Below are 23,682 nucleotides of genomic sequence, written 5' to 3' on the forward strand. Positions count from 1 at the left end.
CACTTCAGGCGCTGGCGGCGCCCAGCAGCACGATGCCACCGGGCAGCTGCGTGAGTTCGGCGCCGTACACGTCGCGCACGAGGAAGGCCACGTCGTCCAGCCGGTCGATGGAGAAGCTGGCCTGCACGCGGCTGCGGCCCAGCGCCTCGTTCGTGAGGATGAGCCGGCCGTGGCGGTAGCGGTTGACCTCGGCCACCACCTGCGACAGCGGCACCTGGTCGAACACCAGCTGGCGGCGGCGCCAGGCGACGACGGGGCCGGTGTCCACGCCCGTGACGACGCCGAGCTCCGCGGGGCCGTAGCGCAGCTGCCGGCCTGCGTCGAGCCGCGCCTGCTGCGTGCCTTGCGCCACGTCGACCTGGCCCGCCAGGCAGGTCACGCAGACCTCGCCGTCGAGGTGGCGGATGTTGAAGCGCGCGCGCGTCGCCGACACCGTGCCGCCGCCCGCCGCGACCGTGACGCGCGCCGAGGCCGGGCCGCCGGCGAGCACCTCGGCCTCGCCGGACACCAGTTCGATGGCTTCGCTCGCGCTCTCCGTCGCGCCGCGGCGCAGGTTGATGCGCGTCTGCGTGTTCATCTGCAGCACCACGCCGTCGCCCATGGCGACCTCGCGCTGCTCGCCGGTGGCGGTGCGGTAGTCATCGCTCCATTCGGCGACCGAAGGCCACAACGCCAGCGGCGGCGACACCGCGAGGTAGGCGACCGACGCCGCGACCGCACCGCCCAGGAAGGCACGGCGTCCGGGCACCGGCAGGCGGCGGTGGGCCGCCTCGCGCGCTTCCTGCTGGCGCACGCGCTGCGCGGCCGGCGCCATGGCCTGCCACACCTGGCGCGCCTGCACGAAGGCCTGCGCGTGCTCGCGGCTGCGCGCGCACCAGCGCCGGAAGGCCTGGGCGTCGTCTTCGGTGGCCTGTTGCGAGCCGAGCCGCACCACCCAGGCTTGCGCTTCGCGTTGCAGGGTCTGCTTCATGGCCTCGGTCGCCTGGGATTCTTCAGCGGTCATCATGGGGAGACTGTTTTCCGGCGCCAGGACCGAAGCGCTGGATGAAATCCCGCCCGAGCCGCTCGCAGCAATGTTCCAGGCCGGCGCGCAGTTCCTTCTCGACGGTGCGCGCCGACACGCCGTAGCGCGCCGCGATGTCCTTGTGCGGCATCTCGTCGACACGCGCGGCCAGCACGATGGCGCGGCGGCGGCGCGGCAGCTCGGCCAGCGCGCGCTCGAGTGCCTCGATTTCGTTGCGCGCCTCGGCGCCGCGCGCGGGGTCGGCGGCCTCGTCGGCCATGTCGTACAGCGCCTCGACCTCGCCCACGCTCAGCAGCCGCGCGTTGCTCTTGCGCTGGTCTTCCGCCACGTTGAGCGCGATGCGGAACAGGTAGGCCGAGGGGTAGCGCACGACGCTGCGCACGGTCGAGTTCTCCACGCGCAGGTAGGCCTCCTGCAGCGCGTCGTTGGCGAGGTCTTCCGAACCGAGGCGGTGGTGCAGGTGCTTGCGGAACTGCGCATAGCGCGCGAGGAACAGCGCGCGCAGCGAGGCCTTGATCGATTCGGACATGCGACTCAGCCTGCGCGCGCGCGCAGGTACGGCCGGCAGTCGCGCGCCGGGTCGGGGCGCGGGGTCAGCAGCAGCGTGACGGGCTGCGGCAGCGCGGCCGGCGGCGGCGTGTCCAGGCCGAGCGCGCGCAGGCTGGCGAGCACGGCGGCGTCGCGCGCCGGCACGCCGCTGCCCTCGAGCAGGCGGGCCTCGGTGACGGCGCCCGCCGGATCGATCCACAACTGGACCGCGAGCCGGTAGCGGCCGAAGGCGTCGGGCTGCGCGATGCACAGCACGCGCGTGACCGCCCCCTGCAGCACGGCCGCGTAGGCCTGCAAGGCAGGGACATTGCCGGCCGTGGGGGCGCCCACCGGCACGCGTTCGTCGGGGACGGCGGTTGTCGCCGGTGCCGGCACGAGCGTGAACGCGCTGGCGCCGGTGTAGCGCGCCACCAGCCCGGTGCCCACGAGCATCCGCTGCAGCGCGTCGCGCGGCGCGAAGTCGCCCTGCACCGGCGACGCCTCGCGGCCGTCGGTGAGGCGGCTGGTGACGAGCACCGAATGCCCGGTGAGGTGGCCGAAGACGGCGAGGGAGCGCGCCAGCGGCTGCGCCGGCAGGTCGAAATGCAGCGCCGGCGCGTCGCTCGCCATGTCGTCGGCTGCCGCGGCGTGGGCGGCGCACATCACCAGCGCCATGACGAGGCACCAGGACAGTGTCAGGCCACCGCCCGATGCGGAAGTACGTGTCATGTGACGGAGGATCAACAGCAGCAACGAAGGGTCTGGAAAGCGGCCGTCCGCCGTGCGGCCCGGGTGAGCGTGCGGGCGAGACTAGCGACCGTGCATGACCGACATGTGACGTTTCGTTCACACTTCCGACCTCGCGAGATTCCGTCTTCTTCCTGACTTGCGCGCGGTCCAGACTGCCCGGTTGGCCGTGATCGCGGCACGGCGTTTCTTCTTCTTTTTTCCTGGGGTGCAACGATGCGCGTCGGTGTGTGGCTGTTCGGCGTGATGCTCTCGGTGATCGGCACTGGCGCGGCGGCGCAGACACCGCCTTCCGGTGGCGGCGAGGCCGACGGCAGCTGCGTCGAGGTGGTGGTGAACGGCGAGCGCACGCCCGCCTACGACTGCCTGACCCGCAAGCTCGCGCCCACGATGCCGGCCCGCGGGCCGGACGACGCCGCGCCCGGGCTGGCGTCGGAAGCGATCACGCAGCGGCCGGGCAATCAGCTGGGCTTGTTCAACCGCGCAGCGACCGGGCATCGCATGGGCAACACCTTCGGCACCTCGGTGTATCCGCAGCGTCCGCCGCCGGCGGTGTACACCTCGCCGCTGCTGCCGCCCCGGCCCTGAGCGAGGCCATGCGGGAAAAGAGGCCGGGCGTTCAGAGTTGCTGGGTCACCAGCACCACGAACCCGGCCAGCGAAATGGCGGCGCCCATGGCTTTCCTGAAGGTCTTCAACATGTCGTGTGCTCCATCGGTGAGATCCGTGAGCCTCGATGGTGCGCCGCTTGCGGGTGCAGCGGGTTTGGCAATCCCGATGGCCGGGATAGAAAAACTTCAAGCGCGAGTGCGGCGGGTGCGGATGAACCCGGTCAGCTCGCCCGTGCGCCGGTCCGGGCTTCGGCGAGCGACAGGCGCTCGCGGGCGAACTGGCTGGCCCGCAGTCGCACGCGCGCGACCGCGGCATCCAGCGAGGGCTGCTGCATGAAGACGAGCACGCCGCGCTTGAGCCCGCGCAGGCGGAGTTCGGCCACGCCGGCATAGCGGCCGCCGGTGGTCTGGCGGATGTCGATCTCGCTGGACCAACCGTCGGAAAGTTCGACGAAAAGATGTTGCTGTGTGGCGCTCATGTCAGTGAGGAGCTTAGGGCTACTGCCGGCGCCGCCCTAGGACATAGTTCCTAGGTATTAGCATTTAATTTCGTTTAATAACAATTTCACGCGCTTCGCGCAAAGGGACACCATGTGTGAACATCCGCATGACTTTCGGCACTCGCGCCGAAACAGCGTGCCATCTAGGATGGAGCGGCCGTGATCCGTCTCCCTCTTTCTGCGCATCCTCCCGACCGGCCTGCCCCGCAGGTCGACACCGTCCGCCCCGATTTCCGCGCCGCCGCATGAAGGACGAGATCCACTCCGCCGAGCACCTCTACACCATCGAAGTCGAGGGCCGCAACGTCACGGTGCGCGACGTGATGGTGGCGGCATTCACCTACCGCATCAAACTCGAGGAACTGCTCGGCTCGCCCCGGCAGGTCGCGCACTGCTACCGACTCTGGCGCCGGCTCGAGCGGCTCGACGAGCCCCCCATGACCCGCCTGGACATCAAGTACGCCACCGCCTGGCGCGACGCGCATGCGCAGGCCTGGCAGGTGGCGCAGGTGTTTCTCACCGACCCACACACCAAGACCTTCGTGCTGCGGCTCGCCGCGCCCTAGCGCGCGTCAGCGCATGTGCGCCATGTCCCGGATGTCAGAGCGCAGCGCGCTGCGGTCGGCGCCCACGAGCGGCAGGTTGACCAGCAACTCGAGCCGGCGGCGCAGCGAGTACAGCACCTGGAGCGCGCCATGCGCCGCGTCGTCGGGGCCGGTGTTGGCGCCGGCCACGTCGGGGTAAGGCCACAGCGCCGCATCGGGCTGGCCGGGCCAGCGCGGCTGCAGCGGTTCGAGCGCGGGGTCGAGCGTGATGACGACATCGGCGTTGTGCGATCCCGCGCGCGCCAGCAGGTCCCAGCTGCGCGGCGGCGAGGTCGGCAAGGCCATGCCGGCGCTGCCCAGTGCCTCGACGGCCGCGGGATGCACGTCCGCCGCCAGCCGCCCCGGCTGCCCGCACGAGCGCACCGAAAAGCGCTTCGCATCGAGGTGGGAAAGACAGGCCTCGGCCAGCACGCTGCGCAGCGAATTGCGCCGCGAGACAAAGACAACCTCGATCCGTTTCTGCATGGTCGAACGACTATAGCCACGCCGTGTGGCAGGTGGGTGCCGAAGCACAGGGACCCTTTTGCGGACGCCTGTTTACCCCGGACCTGCAGACATGACAAATAAGTGTAAACACTCGTAAACCTTGCGGGATAGGTCGGCGTTAGAACCGCATGACAACCGACCCCTCCCTCGTTGTGCTTGCTTTCCTGGTCGGTCTTGCCGCGGGCGTGACGCTCATGAGCATGCTGGCGGTCCTGCGTTCCGACCAGGACCGCCTGCCGCGCTCCGAGCACACCCGGCTGTAAGGCAGACCGCGGGCATCGCCTGCCGGCACATGGCCGGCCGGCGCAAGCGGGCGCGCTTGTTCAGAACCCCGACTGCTCGATCAGCACCGAGGTCGCCGCATGGATCCAGCGGCGGGCCAGGCTCTCGCGGGTGCCTTCGAAATGCGCGCGCACCTCGCGCACGCCGTCGACCGGTGCGCCGTCCTCTCCCTCCACCGTCACGCGGAACCAGGCTTCGGCCGGGCGCAGGTCTTTCTTCTGCGCGGTCGGGTTGAGCGCGATGGGGCCGCCGTGGTCCTGCGCCAGCAGCAGGTGCGGCAGCCGGCGCACCGGGCTGTTGTCGATGGCGCGCAGCGACTGCCCCGCCGCCACGGCCGTACCCTCGTTCGTTTCCATCGCCGCCAGCCGGGCCACATATTCGACCACCCGGGAACCGGGCCACATCCGGCCATGTTCTGCCGGCTAACGCGCACCGCGACAAGCGGGTCTGCGGCACGGGGCTGTAACCATGTGCGTGACCGCCGAAGAGGCACGACAGGCCGCTCCGCCGACTCCGGAAATGGACCGCAGCGCGCCTTCGGGAAACTTCGCGCGGCCTCGTCGCTTCGATGTAATTCGAAAGAATCAACAACATCCGCTTGCAGATGCGAGACCGGTCGAGCACCCGGTTCGACGGGCCATCACGCCCCCTGTGTACGCCCGCGCAGCTTCGACTGCTTAACCCGGCAATATTTAACGATTCAAGATAATTGTTACGTTTTTGGAGCATCTGCAGCCCCCCGATTCCTGCCTTCGCGGGGGTCTGTTGCACAGGGCGCGGTGATACTGTTCCGGCCCCGAATCTTGCGTTCCTGGTGTGCGCACTGCGCGCCGGAGGACACGAGGCGTGGCACATCATCCAACTCGCTCATGTAAGAAAAAATGAACAAACTGCTCGCACTCATCTTCGTGGCTGCCGCCATCACCGCTTGCTCGAAGCAAGAGTCCACGCCCGCAGCGCCGGCCGCTCCCGCAGCACCTGCTGCCACCGCACCGGCCACGCCGGCACCCGCACCGGCCGCCAGCGCACCGGCTGCTGCAGCGCCTGCAGCCACCACGACGGCATCGGCCGACGTGCCCAAGGAATGCCAGGAATACCTGGACAAGGTGAGCGCCTGCGTGGGCAAGCAAAGCGGCGCCGCCGCCGACGCCCTGAAGTCCAGCCTCGAGCAGACCAAGGCCACCTGGGCCAGCTACGGCGCCAACGCCGCCCAACTCGGCGCTGCCTGCAAGGCCGCTTCCGACGCCTTCGCCGCACAAGCCACGGCCATGAAGTGCTGATGCACTGAGTCGCTGATACCGGCGAGGTTGCCCTCGCCGCGTGACGCGACACACCTCCTCGTCACCGACGAGGAGGCGCCGCCCCCCCACATCAACGGTCGGCGCAAAACGGTCCCTGTCAGGCCGAAAGAATCCAGTCCCATGACAGACCTCCTCACCAACCTCACCTGGCACGCCCTCTCGGGCCCGCATGCGTCTTTTGCCGCCGGCACATCGACCGCACGCCGCTACGCCACAGGCTTCTCCCCCATCGTCGGTTTTGCCGACGCACTGCACCCCGACCTCGACGCGCTGCTGCCCTACTGCACGCCGGACGAGCACTTCTATGCCATCGGCTGGTCGGGCCCCGCGCCGTCCACCTGGCAGGTCGACATGGAATCGGTCATCGTGAAGATGATCTGGGACGCACCTGCGCCCGTGGCCGACACGCTTCCTGATGTGGTCCGACTGGGCGCTGCCGATGTCGAACAGGTGCTCGCTCTGGCCGCCCTCACCCGCCCCGGCCCCTTCTCCACGCGCACCATCGAACTCGGTGAGTACGTCGGCTGCTTCGACGCCGACGGCCGCCTCGTGGCGATGGCCGGTGAGCGCATGGCCGCCGGCACGCTGCGCGAGATCAGCGGTGTCTGCACGCACCCTGATGCGCAAGGCAAGGGCTACGCGAAGCGGCTGGTCACGCGCTTGGTGGCGCAGCAGATGCAGCGCGGCGAAGTACCGGTGCTGCATGTGATGCAGGGCAACGCGGGCGCGCGGCGCATCTATGAGCGCATGGGTTTTCGCGTGCACAGCGAACCGGTGGTTCGCGTGATCTCTCGGCGCTGAGCGGCGCCGCTACCGCTTCAGGAATTCGCGCAACGCATCGAGGGCGCGCAACACGCCGGCTTCGTCCACGTCCCGGTGCGTGACCAGGCGCAGCCGGCCGTACAGCATCGAGACGCGGATGCCTTTCTCTTGCAGGTGCTTTTGAAGTGCGTGTGCCGTGTCCTGCCCGCGATCGGCCAGATCGAGGAACACGATGTTGGTCTGCGGCGCTTGTGCCCGCACGCCGGGGCGGTCGCAAATGCCTTCGTACAGCAGCCTCGCCAGCCGATGGTCTTCAGCGAGCCGCTCGACATGGTGGTCCAGCGCATGCAGCGCCGCAGCGGCCAACACACCCGCCTGGCGCATCGCGCCGCCCGCCGCCTTTCTCACGCGCCGCGCCCGCGCAATGAAGGCCGCGCTGCCACACAGCGCACTGCCGACCGGTGCACCCAACCCCTTGCTGAAGCACACCGACACGGAATCGAAGTGCCCCGCGATGCGCCGCGCGCCGGCCTCGGGCGACGTCGCATCGCAAGCCGTGGCCGCGTTGAACAAGCGCGCGCCATCCAGGTGCGTCGACAGGCCGTGCTGCCTCGCCAGATCGGTCGCCGCACTCAGGTACGCATAGGGCAGGCAGCGCCCGCCCAGCGTGTTCTCGAGCGCGAGGAGTCGGGTGACGGCGAAGTGCTCGTTGTCCGGCTTGATCGCCTCGGCGATCGCCGCCAACGGCAGAGTGCCGTCGTCCGCGTGGTCCAGCGGCTGCGGCTGCACGCCGCCGAACATCGCCGCGCCGCCGGCCTCCCAGTGGTAGCAGTGCGCCATCTGGCCGACGATGTATTCGTCGCCGCGCCCGCAATGCGCCAGCACCGCGCACAGGTTGGCCTGCGTGCCAGACGACACGAACATCGCCGCCTCGAAGCCCAGCATGCCGGCGATGCGCGCCTGCAGTGCGTTGACGGTCGGGTCTTCGCCGTAGGTGTCGTCGCCCACGGGCGCGCGCTGCATCGCCTCGTACATGGCGGACGTGGGCTGCGTGACCGTGTCGCTGCGCAGATCGACGCACGCGCTCATGCCGCGCCCAGCGTGCCGCCGAGTTCCTTGTTGACGACCGAGAGCCAGTAGGCGATGCCCAGCGGCAAGGCCTTGTCGTTGAAGTCGTAGTACGGCGTGTGCACGTCGCCCTGGCCGTCGCCCTTGCCCAGGCCGTTGCCGATCAGCATGTAGGCGCCGGGCCGCTTGCGCGCAAAGAACGCGAAATCGTCACCGCCTGTCAGCGGCGCCTGCTCGGAGTTCACAGCCTGCAGGCCCACCACGTCGTGTGCGGCGCGGATCGCGTTGCGCGTCGCGTCGGGGTCGTTCACGAGCGGCACGGAGTTCCACCAGCACTTCACATGCACCGACGCTCCCTCGGTGGCGGCCGCGTGCTCCGCATGCTCGCGCAGGCGCTTTTCGAGCAGCGCCTGCACCTCGTCCGAGAACGCGCGCATGGTGCCGGAGATGCGCAACTCCGCCGGAATCACGTTCATGGCCTCCGGGTCGCCCGCGCCGATGTGGCCCACGCTGATGGTGGCCGGATCGGCTGGCGCCACGTTGCGGCTGACGGTCGACTGCAGGCCGAGGATGAAGTGCGCCAGCACCACGCTCAGGTCGGTCGACAGGTGCGGGTAGGCGCCACCATGGCCGCCGGTGCCGTTGAACCGCACCTGCCATCGCCCCGACGCCGCCATCATCGCCTGGCTGCGAATGCCGAACTGGCCCAGCGGCAACGCGGGCATGGTGTGCATGCCGAAGATGCGGTCGCAGGGAAAGCGCTCGAACAGCTGCGCCTCGAGCATCGCCAGCGCGCCGCCGCGCCCTTCTTCCGCGGGCTGGAAGATCAGGTGCACGGTGCCCTCGAAGTCGGGGTTCTCGGCCAGGGCCTGGGCCGCGCCGAGCAGCATCGCCGTGTGGCCGTCGTGGCCGCAGGCGTGCATGCGGCCACGGACCGTCGAGGCATGGCCCAGCGTGTTCTGCTCGCACAGGGCCAGGGCGTCCATGTCGGCGCGCAAGCCGATGGCGCCCGCCCCCGCGCGCCGGCCGCGCACGACACCGACCACGCCGGTGTTGCCGACCTTCTCGTGGGTCTCGATGCCCCAGTCGCGCAGCTTGCCGGCGATCAGTGCGGAGGTGCGAACCTCTTCGAACCCCAGCTCGGGGTTGGCGTGGATGTCGCGGCGGATGGCCGCGATCTCGTCGATGTGCCGGTTGGCGAGGTCGAGGAGGCTCATCGCGCCACCTCGCTCTTCTCGGGCGGCATGCGCGAGACGATGCCCTGCATCTTGCCCTGCGTCTCGGCCACGACCTCGGCGAAGCCGGGGCGCGCGCCCGCGGCGGCCGGCATGAAGCCGATGCGACGCAGGTTCGCCGCCACCTTGTCGTCGGCCAGCACAGCATCGACGGCGGCCGACAAGCGCTGCGTGACGTCCGGCGGCGTGTGGCGCGGCACGAAGAAACCCAGCCAGGTGTTCAGGTCGATGCCCTTGAGGTACTTGCTCTCGTTGAGCGTGGGCACGTGCTTGAGCAGCTCATCGCGCTGCAGGCCGGTGGTGCCGAAGCCGCGCACACGACCGCTCTCGATGGCTTCGGGAAAGGTGGCTGGCGCCACCAGCGTCAGGTCGACCTGGCCGCCCAGCAGGTCGGTCACCTGCGTGGAGCCGCCCTTGTACGGCACGTGCAGCATCGAGGTGCCGCTGCGCTCCTGGATGTCACGCATGACCACGTGCTGCAAGGTGCCGATGCCCGAGGTCGCGTAGCTCAATGCGCCGGGGTTCTTGCGCGCGAACTCGATCAGCTCGTCGGTGGTGCGCGCGGCAATGCCGGGGCGCCCCACCAGCACAAACGCGGAGTCGCCGACGCGCGCCACCGGCACCAGGTCGTCGGTCTTGTAGCTGACGGCGCGATTGACCAGCGGTGCCAGCACCACTTCATTCACCGAACCGAGCAGCAGCGTGTAGCCGTCGGCGCGGGCACGCACCACCTTGGCGGCACCGATGGTGCCGGCACCGCCGCCGAGGTTTTCGATCAGCACCGGCTGGCCCAGCTGCTTGCCGAGCGCCACATGCAGCGCCCGCGCCATGGCATCGACGGAGCCGCCCGCCGGGTACGCCACCACGACCGTCACCGGCTTGTTCGGATAGGCCTCGGGCGGTGCCGCATGGCCGTGAAAGGCCGCGGCGCACAGCAGCGCGGCAGCGAGGAGTCGGGTTCTTCTTGGCATGGTCGGATGGATGTCGCTGGAATGAACTGGAAAGGCCATTCTTCAATGACTGCCCCACGGGGAACCAATGCCTTGTGGCCCCCAGCCATGCATCCTGCTTATAGCTTCAGGGGTGCTTCCTCGCGTAGCGGAACAGGTGCTCCTTCAGCGTGTTCGCCGCCTCGCCGCGCTCGTCGCGCACGCTCAGGATGCCCAGCGGCGGCAACGCGGGCAGGTCGGTCACGTCGATCAGTGCGATCTGCCCCATGTCGATGAACTGGCGCATCGCGCTGTAGGGCGTGAAGCTGAGCAGCGTCTCGCTCTGCAACTGGGCCAGCACCATCGCGCTGGAGCGGACCTCGAGCTTGCGGTAGCGCGCCGCCGTGCCGTGCGCGGCCATGAGGGCGTCGAAGGTCTTTCGCGCATGGGTCGCGGGGTGCAGCATGAGCCACATCTCGTCCAGCAGGTCCGACAGGCGCAGCCCGCGCTTGCGCACCAGCGGATGGTTCGGGCCGGCAACGACCACGAGCCGGTCGGGCAGAAGGTCGGCAAACTCCCAGCCCTCGGGCCACACGGGCGGTTCGCGGCACAGCATGAGATCGACCTCACGGTTCGAGATCAACGCGCTCGACTCCGCAGCATTGGCCTCCTGCAGCTGCACGAGGATGTCGGGCTTCGATTGTCCGAAAGCCGGCAGCGCCCGCACCAGCAGGCCGTTGATGGCGCCATGGATCGCGCCCACGCGCACGATGCTGTGCCCACTCGATTGACGAAAGGCCACGAACTGCGTGCCCGCCTCGAGCGCGGCCAGCGAGCGCTGCACGAACGGCAGCAGCTCGCGCGCCATGTCCGTCATGCGCATGCCGCGCGCATGGCGATGGAACAGCGGGCACTGAAGAAACTCCTCCAGGTCGGCCACCAGGTGCGTCACCGCGGGCTGCGTGAGGCCGATCGCGTCGGCCGCGCGCTGCGCGCTGCCGAACTCGGCGATGGCGGCAAACGCCTGCAGATGGCGAAAGCGCGCCCCCGTCATGAGACGCGCATAAAGAACAGCAGACGACGGAGTCATGGCACGGGAGCAGGCCGCAACGGCCTCGGCGGGAAAGCCCGGATGCTAAGCGCCCCTTGCACGCGCGGCCATGGGTTGTGTCCCTGAGGCCGGGGCACCCAGCCATAAGCAAAGCAGACCTCTCGGTCTCAATTTTCATTTGTTGTGTCCCCGCCCCAAAAGAAGAATCGCGGCCGGCAACGCAGCCCTCAGCACAACAACGGAGACAGAACGCATGAAGAAGAGATCGATCGCCCAGGCCGCCCTGGTCCTGGCCCTTGCCGCATCGGATGCAGTGCACGCCCAGTCCACCCTCACGATCTTCGGCGTGCTCGATGCCTCGATCACCTCGACCACCAACCGGGCGCAGAACCTGTCGCCGCTCGGCGGCAGCGTCTCGCTTTCGCGCACCGAGCTGGCCAACAGCCGCAGCGCCAGCAGCCGGCTGGGCTTCATGGGCCAGGAAGACCTGGGCGGCGGCATGGCGGCGGCGTTCTGGCTCGAAGCCCCCGTGACCAACGACGACGGCGCCACCGGCATCGCCACCTTCTCGCGCCGCTCGACCTTGAGCCTGGTGGGCACCTTCGGCGAACTGCGGCTGGGCCGCGACTACATGCCGGTGTTCGTCAACGACGTGCTGGTCGACCCCTTCAGCTTCAACGGCGCCGGAGCCGCCCTCACCTTCATCGCCAACACCGGTTCGCGGCTCGACCGTGTCTCGCGCGCGAACAACTCGATCGCCTACTTCCTGCCACCGAACCTGGGTGGCTTCTACGGCCAGGCGATGTATGCGCTGCACGAAGGCACCAAGCAGACGCTGTGGACCACGCCGCCACCGCCCAACAGCACGCGCACCGGCCGCCACATCGGCGCGCGCTTCGGCTACGCCAAGGGACCGCTGGACATCGGCGTTGCCTTCGGACGCAGCACGACCGGCGACGACTACAACGCAGGCACCACCGACGAAGTGCAACTCGCAAGCCTGGGGCTCACCTACGACTTCAACTTCGCCAAGTTCCATGCCGGCGTCAACCGCAGCAAGGCCGGCCGCGACTACGCGAGGCCGCCTGTCTCGCCGCTGCCCGACGCCACGCTGAACAGCGCCCTGATCGGCGTCACCGTGCCGGTGGGTGTGGGCGTGATCCGCGCGACCTATTCACGGGCCGTCTACGACGAGCACCTGAACGACAACCGCCCCGACCCGCAGGCCAGCAAGATCGCGCTGGGCTACCTGCACAACCTGTCCAAGCGCACCGCGCTGTACGCCACCGTGGCCCGGCTGCGCAACAAGAATGGCGCGGCGATCACCATCGGCGGCCCGGCCTACCTGCGCAGCGCGTCGCTCGTGCCGACGACGTCGACGGGCTACGACGTCGGCATCCGGCATGCGTTCTGATCCAGCGGTCAGGCCGCCGCCACCCCACGCTCGCTCGTGATCTCGGCGCCTTCGCGCATCGTCTTCGTGACGGGCGTGTTGGCCACCACCTCGAGCAGCCGGCTCCACTGCGCATCGGTCAGCGGAGCGCTGGCGTGCAGCACGCGGTGGATGTGCGCCTTGCCGTCGGCGTCTTTCGTGAAGCTCAGCTCGGCCTTGAACTCGCCCAGCTCCCAGCCCTTGCGCTGGGCGTACATCCGCAGCGTGATCGCGGTGCAGGCGGACAGCGCGGCCAGGTAGTAGTCGTAGGGCGCCGGCCCCGCGCCCTGCCCGCCCAGCGATGCCGGCTCGTCCGCCACGAGCTGGAACTTGCCGACCTGGATGCGGTGGTTGAAATTGACGTCGGTGGAGACGATCGTTGCGGTGTGGCCCATGGGAGTGCTCCTGTTGACAAGCAAGCATTCTGGCGCGGCCGAACGCCCGAAAACATCAGCGCCAACGGGGTTGATCCAGACGCTCATAATGCTCGCCGGGCGGCCATGCCAGGGGTCGCCAGCCACCCGGCACAAGCGGGTGCGCCGCCTTCCTGCCTGGCATCGACGGAACGACACCATGAGCGCTTTGCACATGTTTCTACCGGTCTCCGAGCCCGCGCGCAGCGAGGCGCTGGCACTTTTCATCAAGACACACCACGTGCCCCGCCACCTCGTGAGAGGCACCTCGCGCAAGATGCCGGACGACTGCGGTCCCCCCGCGCCGGTTCGCACCTCGCAGGAACAACCACAGGCCGCACCCGCCCAGCCATCGGCCGCATCGGCCTAGGGCGGACAGACCGCAAGGAAGACAGCCCCCACCGCGCCGGCCGCGCGCGGCGCGTGGTCGTGCGCCCTTCTTGGCTCGCCTCCGGTGACGCTGGGCATCGCGTGCCACATCGTCGCGAGGCAGCCCATCTTTCCATTCGCCTACACCGAAAGCACGGGATAAAACCCACCTTCATCGGTCACACTGGCGACATCGACAAAAGAATGCGCGAGTTGTCGCGACATACTGCACGAATGCAAAAAAATCACATGGAAACGAGCCGCCCCACGCTGCGCTCGTTCCGCAGCCAGCCATGACGGAGTTGAGGGTCAGCTGGGAGCACACGTTCCCCGACGACGGGACGAAGCTGGTCATCCATTCGAACTGGGTTTCCAACACCCCCGCCACGCAGGCCTACCTCGAGGCGCTGATCGCGCGGGTCGGGCAGATGGACCCGGCGCCTCACTGCGTTTTCGAGAAACGCCAGGCCATCCCTTCGCGCTCGTTGCCGCCGGACCTCGGCACCTTCACCTCGGCCGAGTTCTGGCAAGTGGCCGAGCTGCTGCACCTGCAGGCCACCCCGTCCCTCGCCGCCGCGCGGCTGGTGCTGGTCGAAGGCATGCGTCCGGCCAAAGCGGCAAGGCAGCTCAACACGAGCCCGCAGGCGTTGACGAACACGTTGCGCAAGATCCGCACGGAGCGCGCGACCTCGTCGCGGCTGGGCAGGTTGCCCGCCGACCGGCCGCCATCCGAAGGCACCGCGCCGCAGGAGCCCTGAGCGGCCGACCGGCGCGCCCTCCCCGGCTTGCATCGGCACGGTCAATCCCGTACGCTGGCCCGGCGTCGATGCGCAGCACCCGAGCCCTTGCGGGCCGCCGGGCCGGCCTTGCGGACGCGCAAAGGAGTCCCGCCATGCCAAGCCGATCGAACGGCCTCGCGGCCGAAATGGAAGCAGTGCGAACGCTGGCGCTGGTGGGCGCGGCGGCCGCTGGCAAGACCTCCCTGGCCGAGGCCCTGTTGTTCAAGGCGGGCGCCGTCGGCGCGTGCGGCAGCGTCGAGCGCGGCAGCACCGTCAGCGACCACGACCCGCTCGAGCGCCGCATGCTGCATTCGCTCAACGCCTCGGTGATGCACCTCACGCACGCCGCCACGCGCATCCACCTCATCGACACGCCCGGCGGTCCCGACTTTCTCGGCCAGAGCCTGCCGGCGCTGGAGGCGGTCGAAACAGTGGCGGTGGTCATCAATGCCGCCACCGGCATCGAGCCAATGGCTGTGCGCATGATGGACTACGCGGCCTCGCGCCACCTGGCCCGCGTGATCGTCGTCAACAAGATCGACTCGCAGGGCGTCTCGCTGTCGGGCCTGCTGGCCGACATCCAGGCCACCTTCGGCCGCGAATGCCTGCCGCTGAACGTGCCCGACGGGGTCAACCGGCAGGTGATCGACTGCTTCTTCAACCGCTTCGGGCGCTCCGACTTCGGCCCCGTCGAGGCGGCGCACCGCGCGCTGGTGGAACAGGTGGTCGAGGTCGACGCGGCCTTCGTCGACCGCTACCTCGAGGAAGGCGACGTGGACCCCTCGGAGCTGCACGCGCCGCTCGAGCAGGCGCTGCGCGAAGGCCACCTGATCCCGGTGTGCTTCACCTCATCGCGCAGCGGCGCCGGCGTGGCCGAGCTGCTGGACGTGATCGTCAAGCTCCTGCCCGACCCGACCGAGGCCAACCCGCCGGAGTTCCTCGTCGGCGAAGGCGCGCAGGTCGAGCCCATGCAGGCCCGGCCTGACCCGTCGCTGCACGTGCTGGCGCATGTGTTCAAGGTCACGATCGACCCCTACGTCGGCAAGATGGGCATCTTTCGCGTGCACCAGGGCACGGTCACGCGCGACAGCCTTCTCTACATCGGCGACGGCCGCAAGCCGTTCAAGGTGGGGCACCTGTTCATGCTCCAGGGCAAGGACCACGTCGAGGTGTCGCACGCGGTGCCCGGCGACATCGTGGCGGTGGCCAAGGTCGACGAGATCCATTTCGATGCCGTGCTGCACGATGCGGCCGAAGACAGCCACGTGCACCTCGCGCCGCTGCCGTTCCCGGTGCCGGTCTACGGCCTGGCCGTGGAGCCCAAGCGCCATGGCGACGAGCAGCGCGCCTGGGAAATCCTCGGCAAGCTCGCGGCCGAAGACCCGTGCCTGCGCATCGAGCATGTGGCCGCGACCAACGAGACGGTGCTCTACGGCCTCGGCGAGCTGCACCTGCGCCTCGTGCTCGAACGCCTGCGCGAGGTGTACCGCTTCGAAGTCCAGACGCGGCCGCCGCGCATCGCCTACCGCGAGACCGTGACCGCGCCGGCCGAGGGCCACCACCGCCACAAGAAGCAGACCGGCGGCGCCGGCCAGTTCGCCGAAGTCTTCCTGCGCATCGAGCCGCTGGCGCGCGGCGCGGGCTTCGAGTTCGCCGACGAAGTCCGGGGCGGCGCCATTCCGAACCAGTTCATCCCCGCGGTCGAGAAGGGCGTGCGCGAGGTGCTGGCCTACGGCGCGATCGCCGGCTACCCCGTGGTCGACGTGCGCGTGGTGGTCTACGACGGCAAGCACCACAGCGTGGACAGCAAGGACATCGCCTTCGCGACCGCCGGCCGCAAGGCCTTCATGGCGGCGATCCGCGAGGCGCAACCGGCCGTGCTCGAGCCGATCGTGCAAATCGAGATCGCCGTGCCCGAGCATGCCGTGGGCGACGTCACGAGCGACCTGTCGTCACGGCGTGGCCTGGTCACCGGCACGTCGGGCCTGGGGGCCGGCACGGTGGCCATCGGCGGACAGGTGCCCGAGGTCGAGCTGGCCAACTACCAGTCGCGCCTCAATGCGATGACCAGCGGCCAGGGGCGCTACACCATCGCGCTGTCGCACTACGAGGCCGTGCCGCCGACCGTGCAACGCACGCTGATGGGGCAGTATCGGGTGCGCGACGACGACTAGGCGCCCACCGGGAGCATGACGCTGCCATGGCCTAATGGCCCGCATCCGCCATTCATCCCGCACGGGCTCCCCGATGAAGAAACTGCTGCCGCTGGTCCTGTCCACCCTGTTCGCCCTGCCCGCCTCCCAGGCCCACGCCGCACCGCGCCAGCCGTACACCGCCGACCAGGCGCGGGCGCTGCTCGCGCAGCTCGGTGCCCACGTGATGGTCATCAATTCCGACCAGACGCTGATCAAGAAGAAGCCGGCGAGCACGTTCGACGTGCTGACCTACTACCCGCTGCCCAAGGCCAAGGTCGACGAATACAAGCGCAACGGCCACATCGTCAACACGAACGACGACATCGCCGACGCTGCCACCTACCGGATCAAGGACTACGCGCTGACCAACGAGAAGAACGAAAAGCTGCGCCTGAAGGACGACGGCGGTGCGCCGTCGCTGCAGGACTTTTCGCTCTGGACCTACGACAACGCCCTGAGCAGCCAGCGGGGCTTCTACGTGAAGCTGGACAAGCCCTTCGAGCGCGTCAAGGGACACCTCACGGTGGTGTTCGAGATGCCCGGGAACATCCGGCACGAGACGCGGGTGCCGGTCGACCTGTCCATCACGGACAAGGACCCGCGGCCCGGCACCTGATCCTGCGGTCGCTTCACGGCGATCCTGGCTCGAAGAGCTCGCGCTGCGACGTCGTCAAGGCCGCGAAGCTGTCCCCCATGGGCTGAAGAATGGCATCGGCGATCGGCTGCAATTGCCGGGTGAGGTAGTGCTCGTAGTCGATGCGCGAATGGCGGGTTTCCAGCGGCTCCGGCCCGTTGCGGGTCATGACGTACTGGATCCAGCCGCCCTTCTGGTACTGCTGGGTCCGGCCGACCCGGGCGTTGTGCTCGTCGGCGATGCGCGCGGCCCGCACCTGCGGCGGCACGTTGACCAGGTAGTCGTCGAGCCGATGGCGCAGGCGCTTGCGGTAGATGAGCAGGTCGTCCTTGGCGCCCGCCAGCGTCGCCTTCGCATAGTCGGTCACGAAGGCCTTGTAGGGCTCGCCCTGGAAGATGCGTGACAGCAGGCCCTCCTGGAACTGGCGCGCCAGCGGGGTCCAGTCGCTGCGCGCCATCTCCAGGCCGCGGTACACCATCTCCTCCTTGCCCGCGGCATCTACGCTGAGACCGGCATAGCGCTTCTTGCTGCCGACCTCCGAGCCGCGAATGGTGGGCATGAAGAACTTCTTGTAGTGCGTGTCGACCTCGATCTCGAGAAAGCTCTGCAGGCCCTGCTCCTCGCGCAGCGTGCGCGCCCACCATTCGTTGATGTCGGCCGCCAGGCGCGCCGCGACGGCGTGCGCCTCCTCGTTGGTATGGATGCGCCGGAGCCAGATGAAGATCGAGTCGGTGTCGCCATAGATCGCCTCGTAGCCCCGCTGCTCCACGAACTCGCGCGTGAGCTTCATCATCTCGTGCCCGCGCAGGGTCACGGCGGACACCAGCTTCGGGTTGAAGAACCGGCACTCGGACGCGCCCAGCACACCGGCGAAGGAGTTCATGAGCAGCTTCAGCGCCTGCGACAGCGGCTCGTTCTTCGCCCGCTTGGCCTCGTCCCGCGCGTGCCAGAGCGTGGTCACGATCTGCGGCAGGCAGTGCCTGTCGCGCGAGAAGACGGTCTCCTGCGGTCCGTGGATGAGCCCGGTCGGATCGGCGGCGTTCGAGCCCTCGACGAGGCCCACCGGATCGACCAGGAAGGTGCGGATGATCGAGGGATAGAGGCTCTTGTAGTCCAGCACCACGACGGAGTCGTAGAAGCCCGGCTTCGAGTCCATCACGTAGCCGCCCGGATAGGCCTTGCTCGCGATCTCGCCCACGTTCGGCGCCACGTAGCCCAGGCGGTGCATCCGCGGCAGGTAGTGGTGGCTGAACGCGGCAATGGAGCCGCCGAAGTGGTCGGCCTGCAGACCGGTGACCTGGGCGCGCTCCATCATGAACTGCAGCAGCTTCGCCTTGTCGAAGATGCGCAGGACCAGCTCGCAGTCGCGGATGTTGTACAGCGCGAGCGCGGGCTTGTCGTGCTGGTAGCGCCGCTCGATTTCGGCCATCTTGTCGTACTCGTCGCCGATGGCCTTGCCTTCGCCCAGCAGCGTCTGCGAGACGTTCTCGAGGCTGAAGGACGGAAAGCTCCACACCGCGGCCCGGAGCGCCTCGATGCCATCGAGGACGATCCGGCCCGGCGTGGGCGCGAACAGGTAGCCCTGCTTGCCCGGATGCGTGCGCCACTCGATGGGCCGGCGCTCCCGCCCCAGCAGCAGCGGCACGCCGCAGTCGTTGGCGGTTTTCTGCAGCACGCGCAGGTCGAACTGGACCACGTTCCAGCCGATGAGGACGTCGGGGTCGTTGCGCTCGAACCAGTCGTTGAGCTGCTCGATCATCGCCTTGCGGGTCGGGCAGTAGACGAGCGAGAAGCCCATGGGCTCGCCCGGCTCGGGCGGCGGCTCGCCGAGCATGAAGACGACGCGCTCCGGCGTGCCGTCCAGCGCAATGGAGTAGAGCCCTTCATGCTGGCTCGTCTCGATGTCCAGCGACACGACCTTGAGTACCGGCCGGAATTCAGGCGCGGGGCTGAGCTTGCAGTCGACGAGCGTGCTGTGCTCCGCCTGCCCGCCTTCCACCCGCACGCCAGCGGTGATGAAGCGCTCCATCAGGTAGCGGTCGTGCGGGCGCACATCGGCTTCGAGCAAGGGAACGCCCTGCGCCTGCAGGGCGCGCGCCAACCGGCCGATCTGGCGAAAGTGCGTCGCATAGACGCCGAGCACGGCTTCCTGCTGGAAATTCTGGAGTTCCAGCTCACGCAGCTGCACGCCCGACATGGCCGCGAGGTGAGCCTCCACCGCCGCCCTGTGCCGGGCGGCGACGAACGCGACGCTGCTGCGGGAGGTCAGCACCACTTTCCTCGGCCCTGCCTCGGTGGCCAGCCAGTACTCGATCTCGGTGCCGGTCGGTGCATCACGCCAGTGGCGCGTGAGGATGAAGCCCTGGAGGTCGGTGGAGGTCACGGGCGTTCGAAGATCGGGTCGAGGGAGAAGGCGGACTTGGGATCAGGAGATTCTCGCCCGGCCGCGTGCGAGCTGCAGCCGGCGTGGTGGCTTGCCATCCGCAAGGGGGCGCATCCGCCCCGCCCCCTCAAAGCACCGCAGCCTCATCCCCCCTGCGCACCGTCGTCCAGCACCGGCACCTCGCTGGCCACCAGCGGTTGGCCGATGGGCGCGCCGGCCTTCCCCACCTGGACCGCCGCCATGTCGGCGTCGTTGGGGTACTGCCCCGCAATCCAGTAGTCGAACACGCGCCGCACGATCGGCGCCGCGTGCGCCGCGCCGAAGCCCGCGTTCTCGACGATCGCGGCCACCGCGATGGTCGGGTCTTCGGCCGGGGCGAACGCCATGTACAACGCGTGGTCGCGCTGACGCGCCTCCAGTGCCTTGCCGCTCGCGCGCGCTTTCGCGCTCAGGCCCACGGCCTGCGAGGTGCCGGTCTTGCCGGCCGAGGTGTACGCGGCGCCCGCGAACACGCGCGTGCCAGTGCCGCCCTTGGTGACCGCCACCATCGCGTCGCGCACCACCTCGACGTGCTTGCGCGCATAGCCCAGGTCCTGGGCCGGCGGCTGGACCTGCCGCACCACCTCGCCGGTCGACGTGTCGCGGATGGCCCGCACCAGGTGCGGCTGGTAGCGCACGCCGCCGTTGGCCAGCGTGGCATTGGCCGAGGCCAGCTGCAGCATCGTGAAGCTGTTGTAGCCCTGCCCGATGCCCAGTGAAATCGTCTCGCCCGGGTGCCAGGTCTTCATGTCGGCGCGCCGGTAGGCGGCGCGCTTCCACGCCCTGCTGGGCAGCACGCCGCGCGACTCGCCCTGCAGGTCGATGCCGGTGAGCTGCCCGAAGCCCAGGGGCGCCATGAAGTCGTGGATCAGGTCCACGCCCATCTCGGCGGCCAGCGAATAGAAGTACGTGTTGCTTGAAAACTGGATGGCGCGGTGCATGTCGACGCCGCCCAGCCCGCCCCGGTGGCTGCGGAAGGTGCGCCCGCCGAAGTTGTAAAAGCCCGGGTCGTTCTCCACCTTGTCGGCGCTGCGCTTGCCGGTCTGCAGCGCCGCCATCGCCATGAAGGGCTTGTAGGTGGAACCCGGCGGGTAGGTGCCGCGCAGCGCGCGGTTCAGCAGCGGGTTGTCGGGCGACTCGGTCAGCGCCTTCCAGTTCTCGGTGTCGATGCCCTCGACGAACAGGTTGGGATCGAACGTGGGCTTGCTCACGAAGGCCAGCACCTCGCCGGTCTTCGGGTCGATGGCCACGAGCGCGCCGCGGCGCTCGCCGAACATGTCTTCCACGAGCTTTTGCAGCTTGATGTCGAGCGACAGCATCACCGTCTGCCCCGGCCTGGCGGGGAGGCGCGACAGGCGGCGCACCGCGTGCCCGCCGGCCGAGGTTTCCATCTGCTCCACGCCGGTCTGGCCGTGCAGCGCCTTTTCGTAGCTCTGCTCGATGCCGACCTTGCCGATGTAGTCGGTGCCCCGGTAGTTGGCGCGCTCGTCTTCCTCCCAGTCGTCCATCGCGGTCTTCTCGCGCTGGTTGATGCGCCCGATGTAGCCGATCACGTGCGCGCCCACCTCGCCGTGCGGGTAGGTGCGAAACAGCCGCGCCCTGATTTCCACGCCGGGAAAACGGTAGCGCTGCGCCGCGAAGCGCGCCACTTCTTCGTCGCTCAGGCGGGTGCGGATGGGCAGGGAGTCGAAGCTGCGCGAATCCTCGCGCAGGCGCTGGAAGCGGCGGCGGTCCCTGGGCGTCACTTCGAGCAGCTCGCCCAGCTCGTCGATGACGGTGGCGATGTCGCCCACCTTCGACGGCGTGATCTCCAGCGTGTAGGCCGCGTAGTTGGACGCCAGCACCACGCCGTTGCGGTCCAGGATCTGCCCGCGGTTGGGAACCACGGGGACGATCGCGGTGCGGTTGCTTTCGGCCCGGTCCGCCAGCGTTTCATGGCGCACCACCTGCAGGTAAACCAGCCGCGCGCCGATCAGTCCAAATCCGAACAGCACCGCACAACCGACCACCACCACACGGCGGCGAAAAAGAGCGAGCTCGGCGGCGGCATTGCGGATTTCATTCATCGGGCGAAACGGGGTGGGGAAAGAAGCGGAGAAGCCAGATAGGAGGCCCTGCTCGCCCGAAGGTTCCGCGTCGGCGGTCGACGAGACGCGATCGTCCGCTCAGGCCCACGCCTCTTCGGCACCGATGCGAACCTGGCGGGTCGGCACCACCTGCTTGAGGCCGTACCCCGTGCGGTCGTCCCCTTCGGAGATCAGCCGCATCATGGCCTCGCGCAGCGCGGGGCACACGCATCTGCCTGCGTGCAGGTCACGAAAGAAGCGCATCGTGGCCCCCGCCACCACCTCGGCCATCTGCACGCCGGCCGCTTCGTGCGACTGCCTGAAATCGAGCGCGGCCACTTCTTCGAAGCGGTGGTCAGACGGGGGCGTGCACAGCAGTTCCATCGCACGGTCCGGCCCCTCGGCCGCGGCCGCCCCCTGACCCAGGATGCGCTGCACCTCGAAATTCTGGTCGTGCACCAGCCGGACATCGGCCAGGCAGTGCCGGTAGTAGAGATGGATCCGGGCGTAGATGCGCATGAACGACGTCAGGTTCGGCAGCGTCCAGGCCTGCGTCGACGACGTGTTGAGCTCGGAAGGCGGAAGAAACTCCAGCCAGGGCTGATGCTGGACCCCACTCAGCGCGTGGTACTCGGTGTTCGCCGCTTCGACGATGCGGCCGAACCCTTTGGCGACCTGCGCCGCGGCCTCTTCTTCCTCGGCGGCTTGCACGGCCAGCTCGCGCAGGCTGGCAAACGATGCGTGAAGTGTTCCGGCCTCGGGCGTCAGGCAGGACGCGACGAAGCTGTCCAGCACATGCGCATCGGCATGGACGTGCAGGAAATCCGCGACGGCATTCCTGAGGAAGTCGAGCCGCATCGACTCGGGGTAGCCCAGGCAGGACGGCAGCAACTGGAACGATGTGATGCAGCTGCAGATGAAGTAACGCTTGTCGACCAGCTCGACAAAAAGCGGGGCCCGCCGGTCGAGCAAGGCGTGGATCACGGCAGCGGAGAACTCCGGCCTGGATGCCAGCGATCGGGCACCGGGTTCGCCCGAGGGAATGCGATGGCGATCGCGCAACGCCTGGAGGTGCGCATCCCACTCCTCTTCGTCCTGCAGCCCGACGCCCGCCAATGCAAAGTAGGGTTGCCGCTTGAAGTCGTAGCTCGCGCCGCTGTCGACCATGTCGCCGCTGTGGCCGCTTTCGTCGATGTAGATGGTGGTCATGGTGCGGGGCGAACGCCTCGCGTCGGGTCCCCCTTCGGCCTTGCGAGGCGGTGCGGGACGGCGGCGGGGCGAAGCACCTCCAGTTCTTCATCGACGCCGAGCAGATCGTTCAGGACGAAGCGCAGTTCGCGCAAGGGAGCTTTGTAGGACGCAGGAGGTGACATGCAAGAATGACGAGTGCGCGCGTTGGCCTTGGGTTGAAGTGAGGTTCGGGGCTCGCGGCCACCGACTGCCTTGGGTTGGAAGAAGTCTAGGAAATCGACCGGGCAGGCATGTTCAGTTTTCGGGACGCACCCCGAGGCGTTGATTTCCCTCTGCAACGAGGCCCTCCTCCTGGCGTGCGCCGTCCCGGTGTTCGCTTTTCAGCCATGACGACCGCCCTGAAACCCCGACGCAAGCCCTCCCAGTCACGCGCCTGGATGACCTCCATCGCCATCCAGGACGCCTTCGTGCTCCTGCTGCTGGAAAAGGGTTATGAGAAGACGTCGATGCGCGACATCGCCAACGTGGCCGGCGTCAGCGTCGGCAGCGTCTACCAGTACTTCCCCGGCAAGGAAGCGGTCGCGGCCATGACCGTGCGCACCTGGGTGCGCAAGCTCTCGACCGCGCTGTCCAGCGCGGTGGACGACGTCGTCCAGGCAGAAGGCCAACGCACGCTGCGCGAGATCACGCGTCTGCCGGCGCAGACCCAGGTGCACACGATGCTGGAGGGCGGCGGGCGTTGGCGGGTGCTGAGCTCCATCGAGCGCCGCGTCTCGCCGCAGCTCGTCTACAACCGCCTGTACCAGCACAACGTCAACCTCTTCGGCAAGGCACTGACGTGCGCGGTGGACTGGCCCGAAGGGCTGCACGATGCCCGCGTGGCCTTCGGCGCCTACACCGTCGTCGATGCGCTGGTGAAGCAGACGCTGCTGGTGAGTGCCGTGTTGCCGAGCGCGGACGTCATGGTTCAGGAGGTCCTGCTGGCATTGGACGGGTATCTGCAAGCCGTGCGCCAAAGCCACGCGCGCCAGGAATGAGCGCTGGCCCGAATAT

General features: G+C 68.7%; 25 protein-coding genes. 11 read left to right on the forward strand and 14 right to left on the reverse strand.

All coding sequences use genetic code 11. The features are described from left to right. Window positions 1–4: 4 nt before the first annotated feature. From AC07Y4_RS08880 to AC07Y4_RS08890, 3 genes are read right to left on the reverse strand one after another with little or no spacing between them, the layout of a single operon-like run. Window positions 5–1,003 (reverse strand): FecR family protein, encoded by a 999-nt coding sequence (locus tag AC07Y4_RS08880; RefSeq protein WP_487848518.1) that lies wholly within the window; start codon window positions 1,001–1,003, stop codon window positions 5–7. Next, on the reverse strand, window positions 993–1,553 hold the full coding sequence (locus AC07Y4_RS08885; RefSeq protein WP_487848517.1) for an RNA polymerase sigma factor: 561 nt from the start codon (window positions 1,551–1,553) through the stop codon (window positions 993–995). Before AC07Y4_RS08885 ends, AC07Y4_RS08880 begins: the two co-directional genes overlap by 11 nt. Before the next feature lie 5 nt (window positions 1,554–1,558). Next, entirely contained in the window at window positions 1,559–2,281 is a 723-nt protein-coding gene (locus AC07Y4_RS08890; RefSeq protein ID WP_487848516.1) for a secretin and TonB N-terminal domain-containing protein, read from the reverse strand. Between the two features lie 234 nt (window positions 2,282–2,515). Here AC07Y4_RS08890 and AC07Y4_RS08895 point away from each other — a divergent pair, with 234 nt between their 5' ends. Beyond that, entirely contained in the window at window positions 2,516–2,887 is a 372-nt protein-coding gene (locus AC07Y4_RS08895; protein WP_095745878.1) for a hypothetical protein, read from the forward strand. A 243-nt stretch (window positions 2,888–3,130) separates the two neighbouring features. On the opposite strand, the gene AC07Y4_RS08900 is transcribed toward AC07Y4_RS08895, so the two are convergent. Continuing rightward, a complete protein-coding gene (locus tag AC07Y4_RS08900) occupies window positions 3,131–3,388 on the reverse strand; it encodes a hypothetical protein (protein ID WP_062482654.1) in 258 nt (85 codons plus the stop codon). Window positions 3,389–3,654: 266 nt separating this feature from the next. Here AC07Y4_RS08900 and AC07Y4_RS08905 point away from each other — a divergent pair, with 266 nt between their 5' ends. Then, window positions 3,655–3,975, forward strand: coding sequence for a hypothetical protein (locus AC07Y4_RS08905; RefSeq protein ID WP_062482657.1), 321 nt, complete (start codon window positions 3,655–3,657; stop codon window positions 3,973–3,975). A 6-nt stretch (window positions 3,976–3,981) separates the two neighbouring features. Here the strand turns inward: AC07Y4_RS08905 and AC07Y4_RS08910 are convergent, their stop codons facing one another. Continuing rightward, complete coding sequence (locus AC07Y4_RS08910; RefSeq protein ID WP_487848515.1) at window positions 3,982–4,479, reverse strand: arsenate-mycothiol transferase ArsC; 498 nt, start codon at window positions 4,477–4,479, stop codon at window positions 3,982–3,984. A 149-nt stretch (window positions 4,480–4,628) separates the two neighbouring features. Between AC07Y4_RS08910 and AC07Y4_RS08915 the strand changes: the two genes are divergently transcribed. Continuing rightward, complete coding sequence (locus AC07Y4_RS08915; protein WP_260684871.1) at window positions 4,629–4,763, forward strand: hypothetical protein; 135 nt, start codon at window positions 4,629–4,631, stop codon at window positions 4,761–4,763. 60 nt (window positions 4,764–4,823) lie between these two features. Here AC07Y4_RS08915 and AC07Y4_RS08920 read toward each other — a convergent pair whose 3' ends face one another. Further along, on the reverse strand, window positions 4,824–5,186 hold the full coding sequence (locus AC07Y4_RS08920) for a hypothetical protein (RefSeq protein WP_487848514.1): 363 nt from the start codon (window positions 5,184–5,186) through the stop codon (window positions 4,824–4,826). A gap of 477 nt (window positions 5,187–5,663) precedes the next feature. Between AC07Y4_RS08920 and AC07Y4_RS08925 the strand changes: the two genes are divergently transcribed. Together AC07Y4_RS08925 and AC07Y4_RS08930 are read left to right on the forward strand one after the other, a co-directional pair. Continuing rightward, window positions 5,664–6,062, forward strand: coding sequence for a hypothetical protein (locus AC07Y4_RS08925; RefSeq protein WP_095745880.1), 399 nt, complete (start codon window positions 5,664–5,666; stop codon window positions 6,060–6,062). Between the two features lie 141 nt (window positions 6,063–6,203). Then, entirely contained in the window at window positions 6,204–6,884 is a 681-nt protein-coding gene (locus AC07Y4_RS08930) for a GNAT family N-acetyltransferase (protein WP_095745881.1), read from the forward strand. 9 nt (window positions 6,885–6,893) lie between these two features. On the opposite strand, the gene ltaE is transcribed toward AC07Y4_RS08930, so the two are convergent. The 4 genes from ltaE to AC07Y4_RS08950 form a co-directional block, all read right to left on the reverse strand. Next, a complete protein-coding gene (gene ltaE, locus AC07Y4_RS08935) occupies window positions 6,894–7,934 on the reverse strand; it encodes a low-specificity L-threonine aldolase (protein WP_487848513.1) in 1,041 nt (346 codons plus the stop codon). Further along, window positions 7,931–9,130, reverse strand: coding sequence for an amidohydrolase (locus AC07Y4_RS08940; RefSeq protein WP_487848512.1), 1,200 nt, complete (start codon window positions 9,128–9,130; stop codon window positions 7,931–7,933). The genes ltaE and AC07Y4_RS08940 overlap by 4 nt, the downstream gene beginning before the upstream one ends. Next, a complete protein-coding gene (locus AC07Y4_RS08945) occupies window positions 9,127–10,119 on the reverse strand; it encodes a tripartite tricarboxylate transporter substrate binding protein (RefSeq protein ID WP_495274421.1) in 993 nt (330 codons plus the stop codon). The genes AC07Y4_RS08940 and AC07Y4_RS08945 overlap by 4 nt, the downstream gene beginning before the upstream one ends. A 106-nt stretch (window positions 10,120–10,225) precedes the next feature. Then, window positions 10,226–11,167 (reverse strand): LysR family transcriptional regulator, encoded by a 942-nt coding sequence (locus AC07Y4_RS08950; RefSeq protein ID WP_487848511.1) that lies wholly within the window; start codon window positions 11,165–11,167, stop codon window positions 10,226–10,228. Between the two features lie 214 nt (window positions 11,168–11,381). On the opposite strand from AC07Y4_RS08950, the gene AC07Y4_RS08955 reads away from it, so the two are divergent. Beyond that, entirely contained in the window at window positions 11,382–12,542 is a 1,161-nt protein-coding gene (locus tag AC07Y4_RS08955; RefSeq protein ID WP_487848510.1) for a porin, read from the forward strand. Between the two features lie 8 nt (window positions 12,543–12,550). On the opposite strand, the gene AC07Y4_RS08960 is transcribed toward AC07Y4_RS08955, so the two are convergent. Then, window positions 12,551–12,955 carry an OsmC family protein gene (locus AC07Y4_RS08960; RefSeq protein ID WP_307693297.1) on the reverse strand — a complete coding sequence of 135 codons (405 nt, stop codon included), beginning with the start codon at window positions 12,953–12,955 and terminating at the stop codon, window positions 12,551–12,553. A gap of 178 nt (window positions 12,956–13,133) precedes the next feature. Between AC07Y4_RS08960 and AC07Y4_RS08965 the strand changes: the two genes are divergently transcribed. The 4 genes from AC07Y4_RS08965 to AC07Y4_RS08980 all read left to right on the forward strand — a co-directional run bounded on the left by AC07Y4_RS08965 (window position 13,134) and on the right by AC07Y4_RS08980 (window position 16,932). Beyond that, window positions 13,134–13,343, forward strand: coding sequence for a hypothetical protein (locus tag AC07Y4_RS08965; protein WP_487848509.1), 210 nt, complete (start codon window positions 13,134–13,136; stop codon window positions 13,341–13,343). Window positions 13,344–13,635: 292 nt separating this feature from the next. Further along, entirely contained in the window at window positions 13,636–14,100 is a 465-nt protein-coding gene (locus AC07Y4_RS08970; RefSeq protein WP_487848508.1) for a hypothetical protein, read from the forward strand. 134 nt (window positions 14,101–14,234) lie between these two features. Then, window positions 14,235–16,295 (forward strand): elongation factor G, encoded by a 2,061-nt coding sequence (fusA, locus tag AC07Y4_RS08975; protein WP_487848507.1) that lies wholly within the window; start codon window positions 14,235–14,237, stop codon window positions 16,293–16,295. 73 nt (window positions 16,296–16,368) lie between these two features. Beyond that, window positions 16,369–16,932, forward strand: coding sequence for a hypothetical protein (locus AC07Y4_RS08980; protein WP_487848506.1), 564 nt, complete (start codon window positions 16,369–16,371; stop codon window positions 16,930–16,932). Window positions 16,933–16,945: 13 nt separating this feature from the next. Here AC07Y4_RS08980 and AC07Y4_RS08985 read toward each other — a convergent pair whose 3' ends face one another. From AC07Y4_RS08985 to AC07Y4_RS08995, 3 genes are all read right to left on the reverse strand, one after another. Next, entirely contained in the window at window positions 16,946–19,333 is a 2,388-nt protein-coding gene (locus AC07Y4_RS08985) for a DNA polymerase II (RefSeq protein ID WP_487848505.1), read from the reverse strand. Window positions 19,334–19,476: 143 nt separating this feature from the next. Continuing rightward, window positions 19,477–21,438, reverse strand: a complete 1,962-nt coding sequence (mrdA, locus tag AC07Y4_RS08990) for a penicillin-binding protein 2 (RefSeq protein ID WP_487848504.1) — start codon at window positions 21,436–21,438, stop codon at window positions 19,477–19,479. Window positions 21,439–21,537: 99 nt separating this feature from the next. Continuing rightward, complete coding sequence (locus tag AC07Y4_RS08995) at window positions 21,538–22,647, reverse strand: DUF3800 domain-containing protein (protein WP_487848503.1); 1,110 nt, start codon at window positions 22,645–22,647, stop codon at window positions 21,538–21,540. Window positions 22,648–23,015: 368 nt separating this feature from the next. Between AC07Y4_RS08995 and AC07Y4_RS09000 the strand changes: the two genes are divergently transcribed. Then, window positions 23,016–23,666 (forward strand): TetR family transcriptional regulator, encoded by a 651-nt coding sequence (locus AC07Y4_RS09000; RefSeq protein ID WP_495274422.1) that lies wholly within the window; start codon window positions 23,016–23,018, stop codon window positions 23,664–23,666. The last annotated feature ends 16 nt before the right edge of the window (window positions 23,667–23,682 follow it).

Source organism: Variovorax sp. GW460-12-1-14-LB1 (assembly GCF_059423605.1).

Excerpts from the sequence above, each read along its gene's own strand:
- AC07Y4_RS08965 (WP_487848509.1), top strand. The coding sequence starts at position 13,134 with ATGAGCGCTTTGCACATGTTTCTACCGGTCTCCGAGCCCGCGCGCAGC.
- AC07Y4_RS08920 (WP_487848514.1), bottom strand. The coding sequence starts at position 5,186 with ATGTGGCCCGGTTCCCGGGTGGTCGAATATGTGGCCCGGCTGGCGGCG.
- AC07Y4_RS08960 (WP_307693297.1), bottom strand. The coding sequence starts at position 12,955 with ATGGGCCACACCGCAACGATCGTCTCCACCGACGTCAATTTCAACCAC.
- AC07Y4_RS08950 (WP_487848511.1), bottom strand. The coding sequence starts at position 11,167 with ATGACTCCGTCGTCTGCTGTTCTTTATGCGCGTCTCATGACGGGGGCG.
- fusA (WP_487848507.1), top strand. The coding sequence starts at position 14,235 with ATGCCAAGCCGATCGAACGGCCTCGCGGCCGAAATGGAAGCAGTGCGA.
- mrdA (WP_487848504.1), bottom strand. The coding sequence starts at position 21,438 with ATGAATGAAATCCGCAATGCCGCCGCCGAGCTCGCTCTTTTTCGCCGC.
- AC07Y4_RS08925 (WP_095745880.1), top strand. The coding sequence starts at position 5,664 with ATGAACAAACTGCTCGCACTCATCTTCGTGGCTGCCGCCATCACCGCT.
- AC07Y4_RS08885 (WP_487848517.1), bottom strand. The coding sequence starts at position 1,553 with ATGTCCGAATCGATCAAGGCCTCGCTGCGCGCGCTGTTCCTCGCGCGC.
- AC07Y4_RS08880 (WP_487848518.1), bottom strand. The coding sequence starts at position 1,003 with ATGACCGCTGAAGAATCCCAGGCGACCGAGGCCATGAAGCAGACCCTG.
- AC07Y4_RS08955 (WP_487848510.1), top strand. The coding sequence starts at position 11,382 with ATGAAGAAGAGATCGATCGCCCAGGCCGCCCTGGTCCTGGCCCTTGCC.
- AC07Y4_RS08940 (WP_487848512.1), bottom strand. The coding sequence starts at position 9,130 with ATGAGCCTCCTCGACCTCGCCAACCGGCACATCGACGAGATCGCGGCC.
- AC07Y4_RS08905 (WP_062482657.1), top strand. The coding sequence starts at position 3,655 with ATGAAGGACGAGATCCACTCCGCCGAGCACCTCTACACCATCGAAGTC.
- AC07Y4_RS08980 (WP_487848506.1), top strand. The coding sequence starts at position 16,369 with ATGAAGAAACTGCTGCCGCTGGTCCTGTCCACCCTGTTCGCCCTGCCC.
- AC07Y4_RS08930 (WP_095745881.1), top strand. The coding sequence starts at position 6,204 with ATGACAGACCTCCTCACCAACCTCACCTGGCACGCCCTCTCGGGCCCG.
- AC07Y4_RS08915 (WP_260684871.1), top strand. The coding sequence starts at position 4,629 with ATGACAACCGACCCCTCCCTCGTTGTGCTTGCTTTCCTGGTCGGTCTT.
- AC07Y4_RS08910 (WP_487848515.1), bottom strand. The coding sequence starts at position 4,479 with ATGCAGAAACGGATCGAGGTTGTCTTTGTCTCGCGGCGCAATTCGCTG.
- AC07Y4_RS08945 (WP_495274421.1), bottom strand. The coding sequence starts at position 10,119 with ATGCCAAGAAGAACCCGACTCCTCGCTGCCGCGCTGCTGTGCGCCGCG.
- AC07Y4_RS09000 (WP_495274422.1), top strand. The coding sequence starts at position 23,016 with ATGACGACCGCCCTGAAACCCCGACGCAAGCCCTCCCAGTCACGCGCC.
- AC07Y4_RS08900 (WP_062482654.1), bottom strand. The coding sequence starts at position 3,388 with ATGAGCGCCACACAGCAACATCTTTTCGTCGAACTTTCCGACGGTTGG.
- AC07Y4_RS08970 (WP_487848508.1), top strand. The coding sequence starts at position 13,636 with ATGACGGAGTTGAGGGTCAGCTGGGAGCACACGTTCCCCGACGACGGG.
- ltaE (WP_487848513.1), bottom strand. The coding sequence starts at position 7,934 with ATGAGCGCGTGCGTCGATCTGCGCAGCGACACGGTCACGCAGCCCACG.
- AC07Y4_RS08895 (WP_095745878.1), top strand. The coding sequence starts at position 2,516 with ATGCGCGTCGGTGTGTGGCTGTTCGGCGTGATGCTCTCGGTGATCGGC.
- AC07Y4_RS08995 (WP_487848503.1), bottom strand. The coding sequence starts at position 22,647 with ATGACCACCATCTACATCGACGAAAGCGGCCACAGCGGCGACATGGTC.
- AC07Y4_RS08890 (WP_487848516.1), bottom strand. The coding sequence starts at position 2,281 with ATGACACGTACTTCCGCATCGGGCGGTGGCCTGACACTGTCCTGGTGC.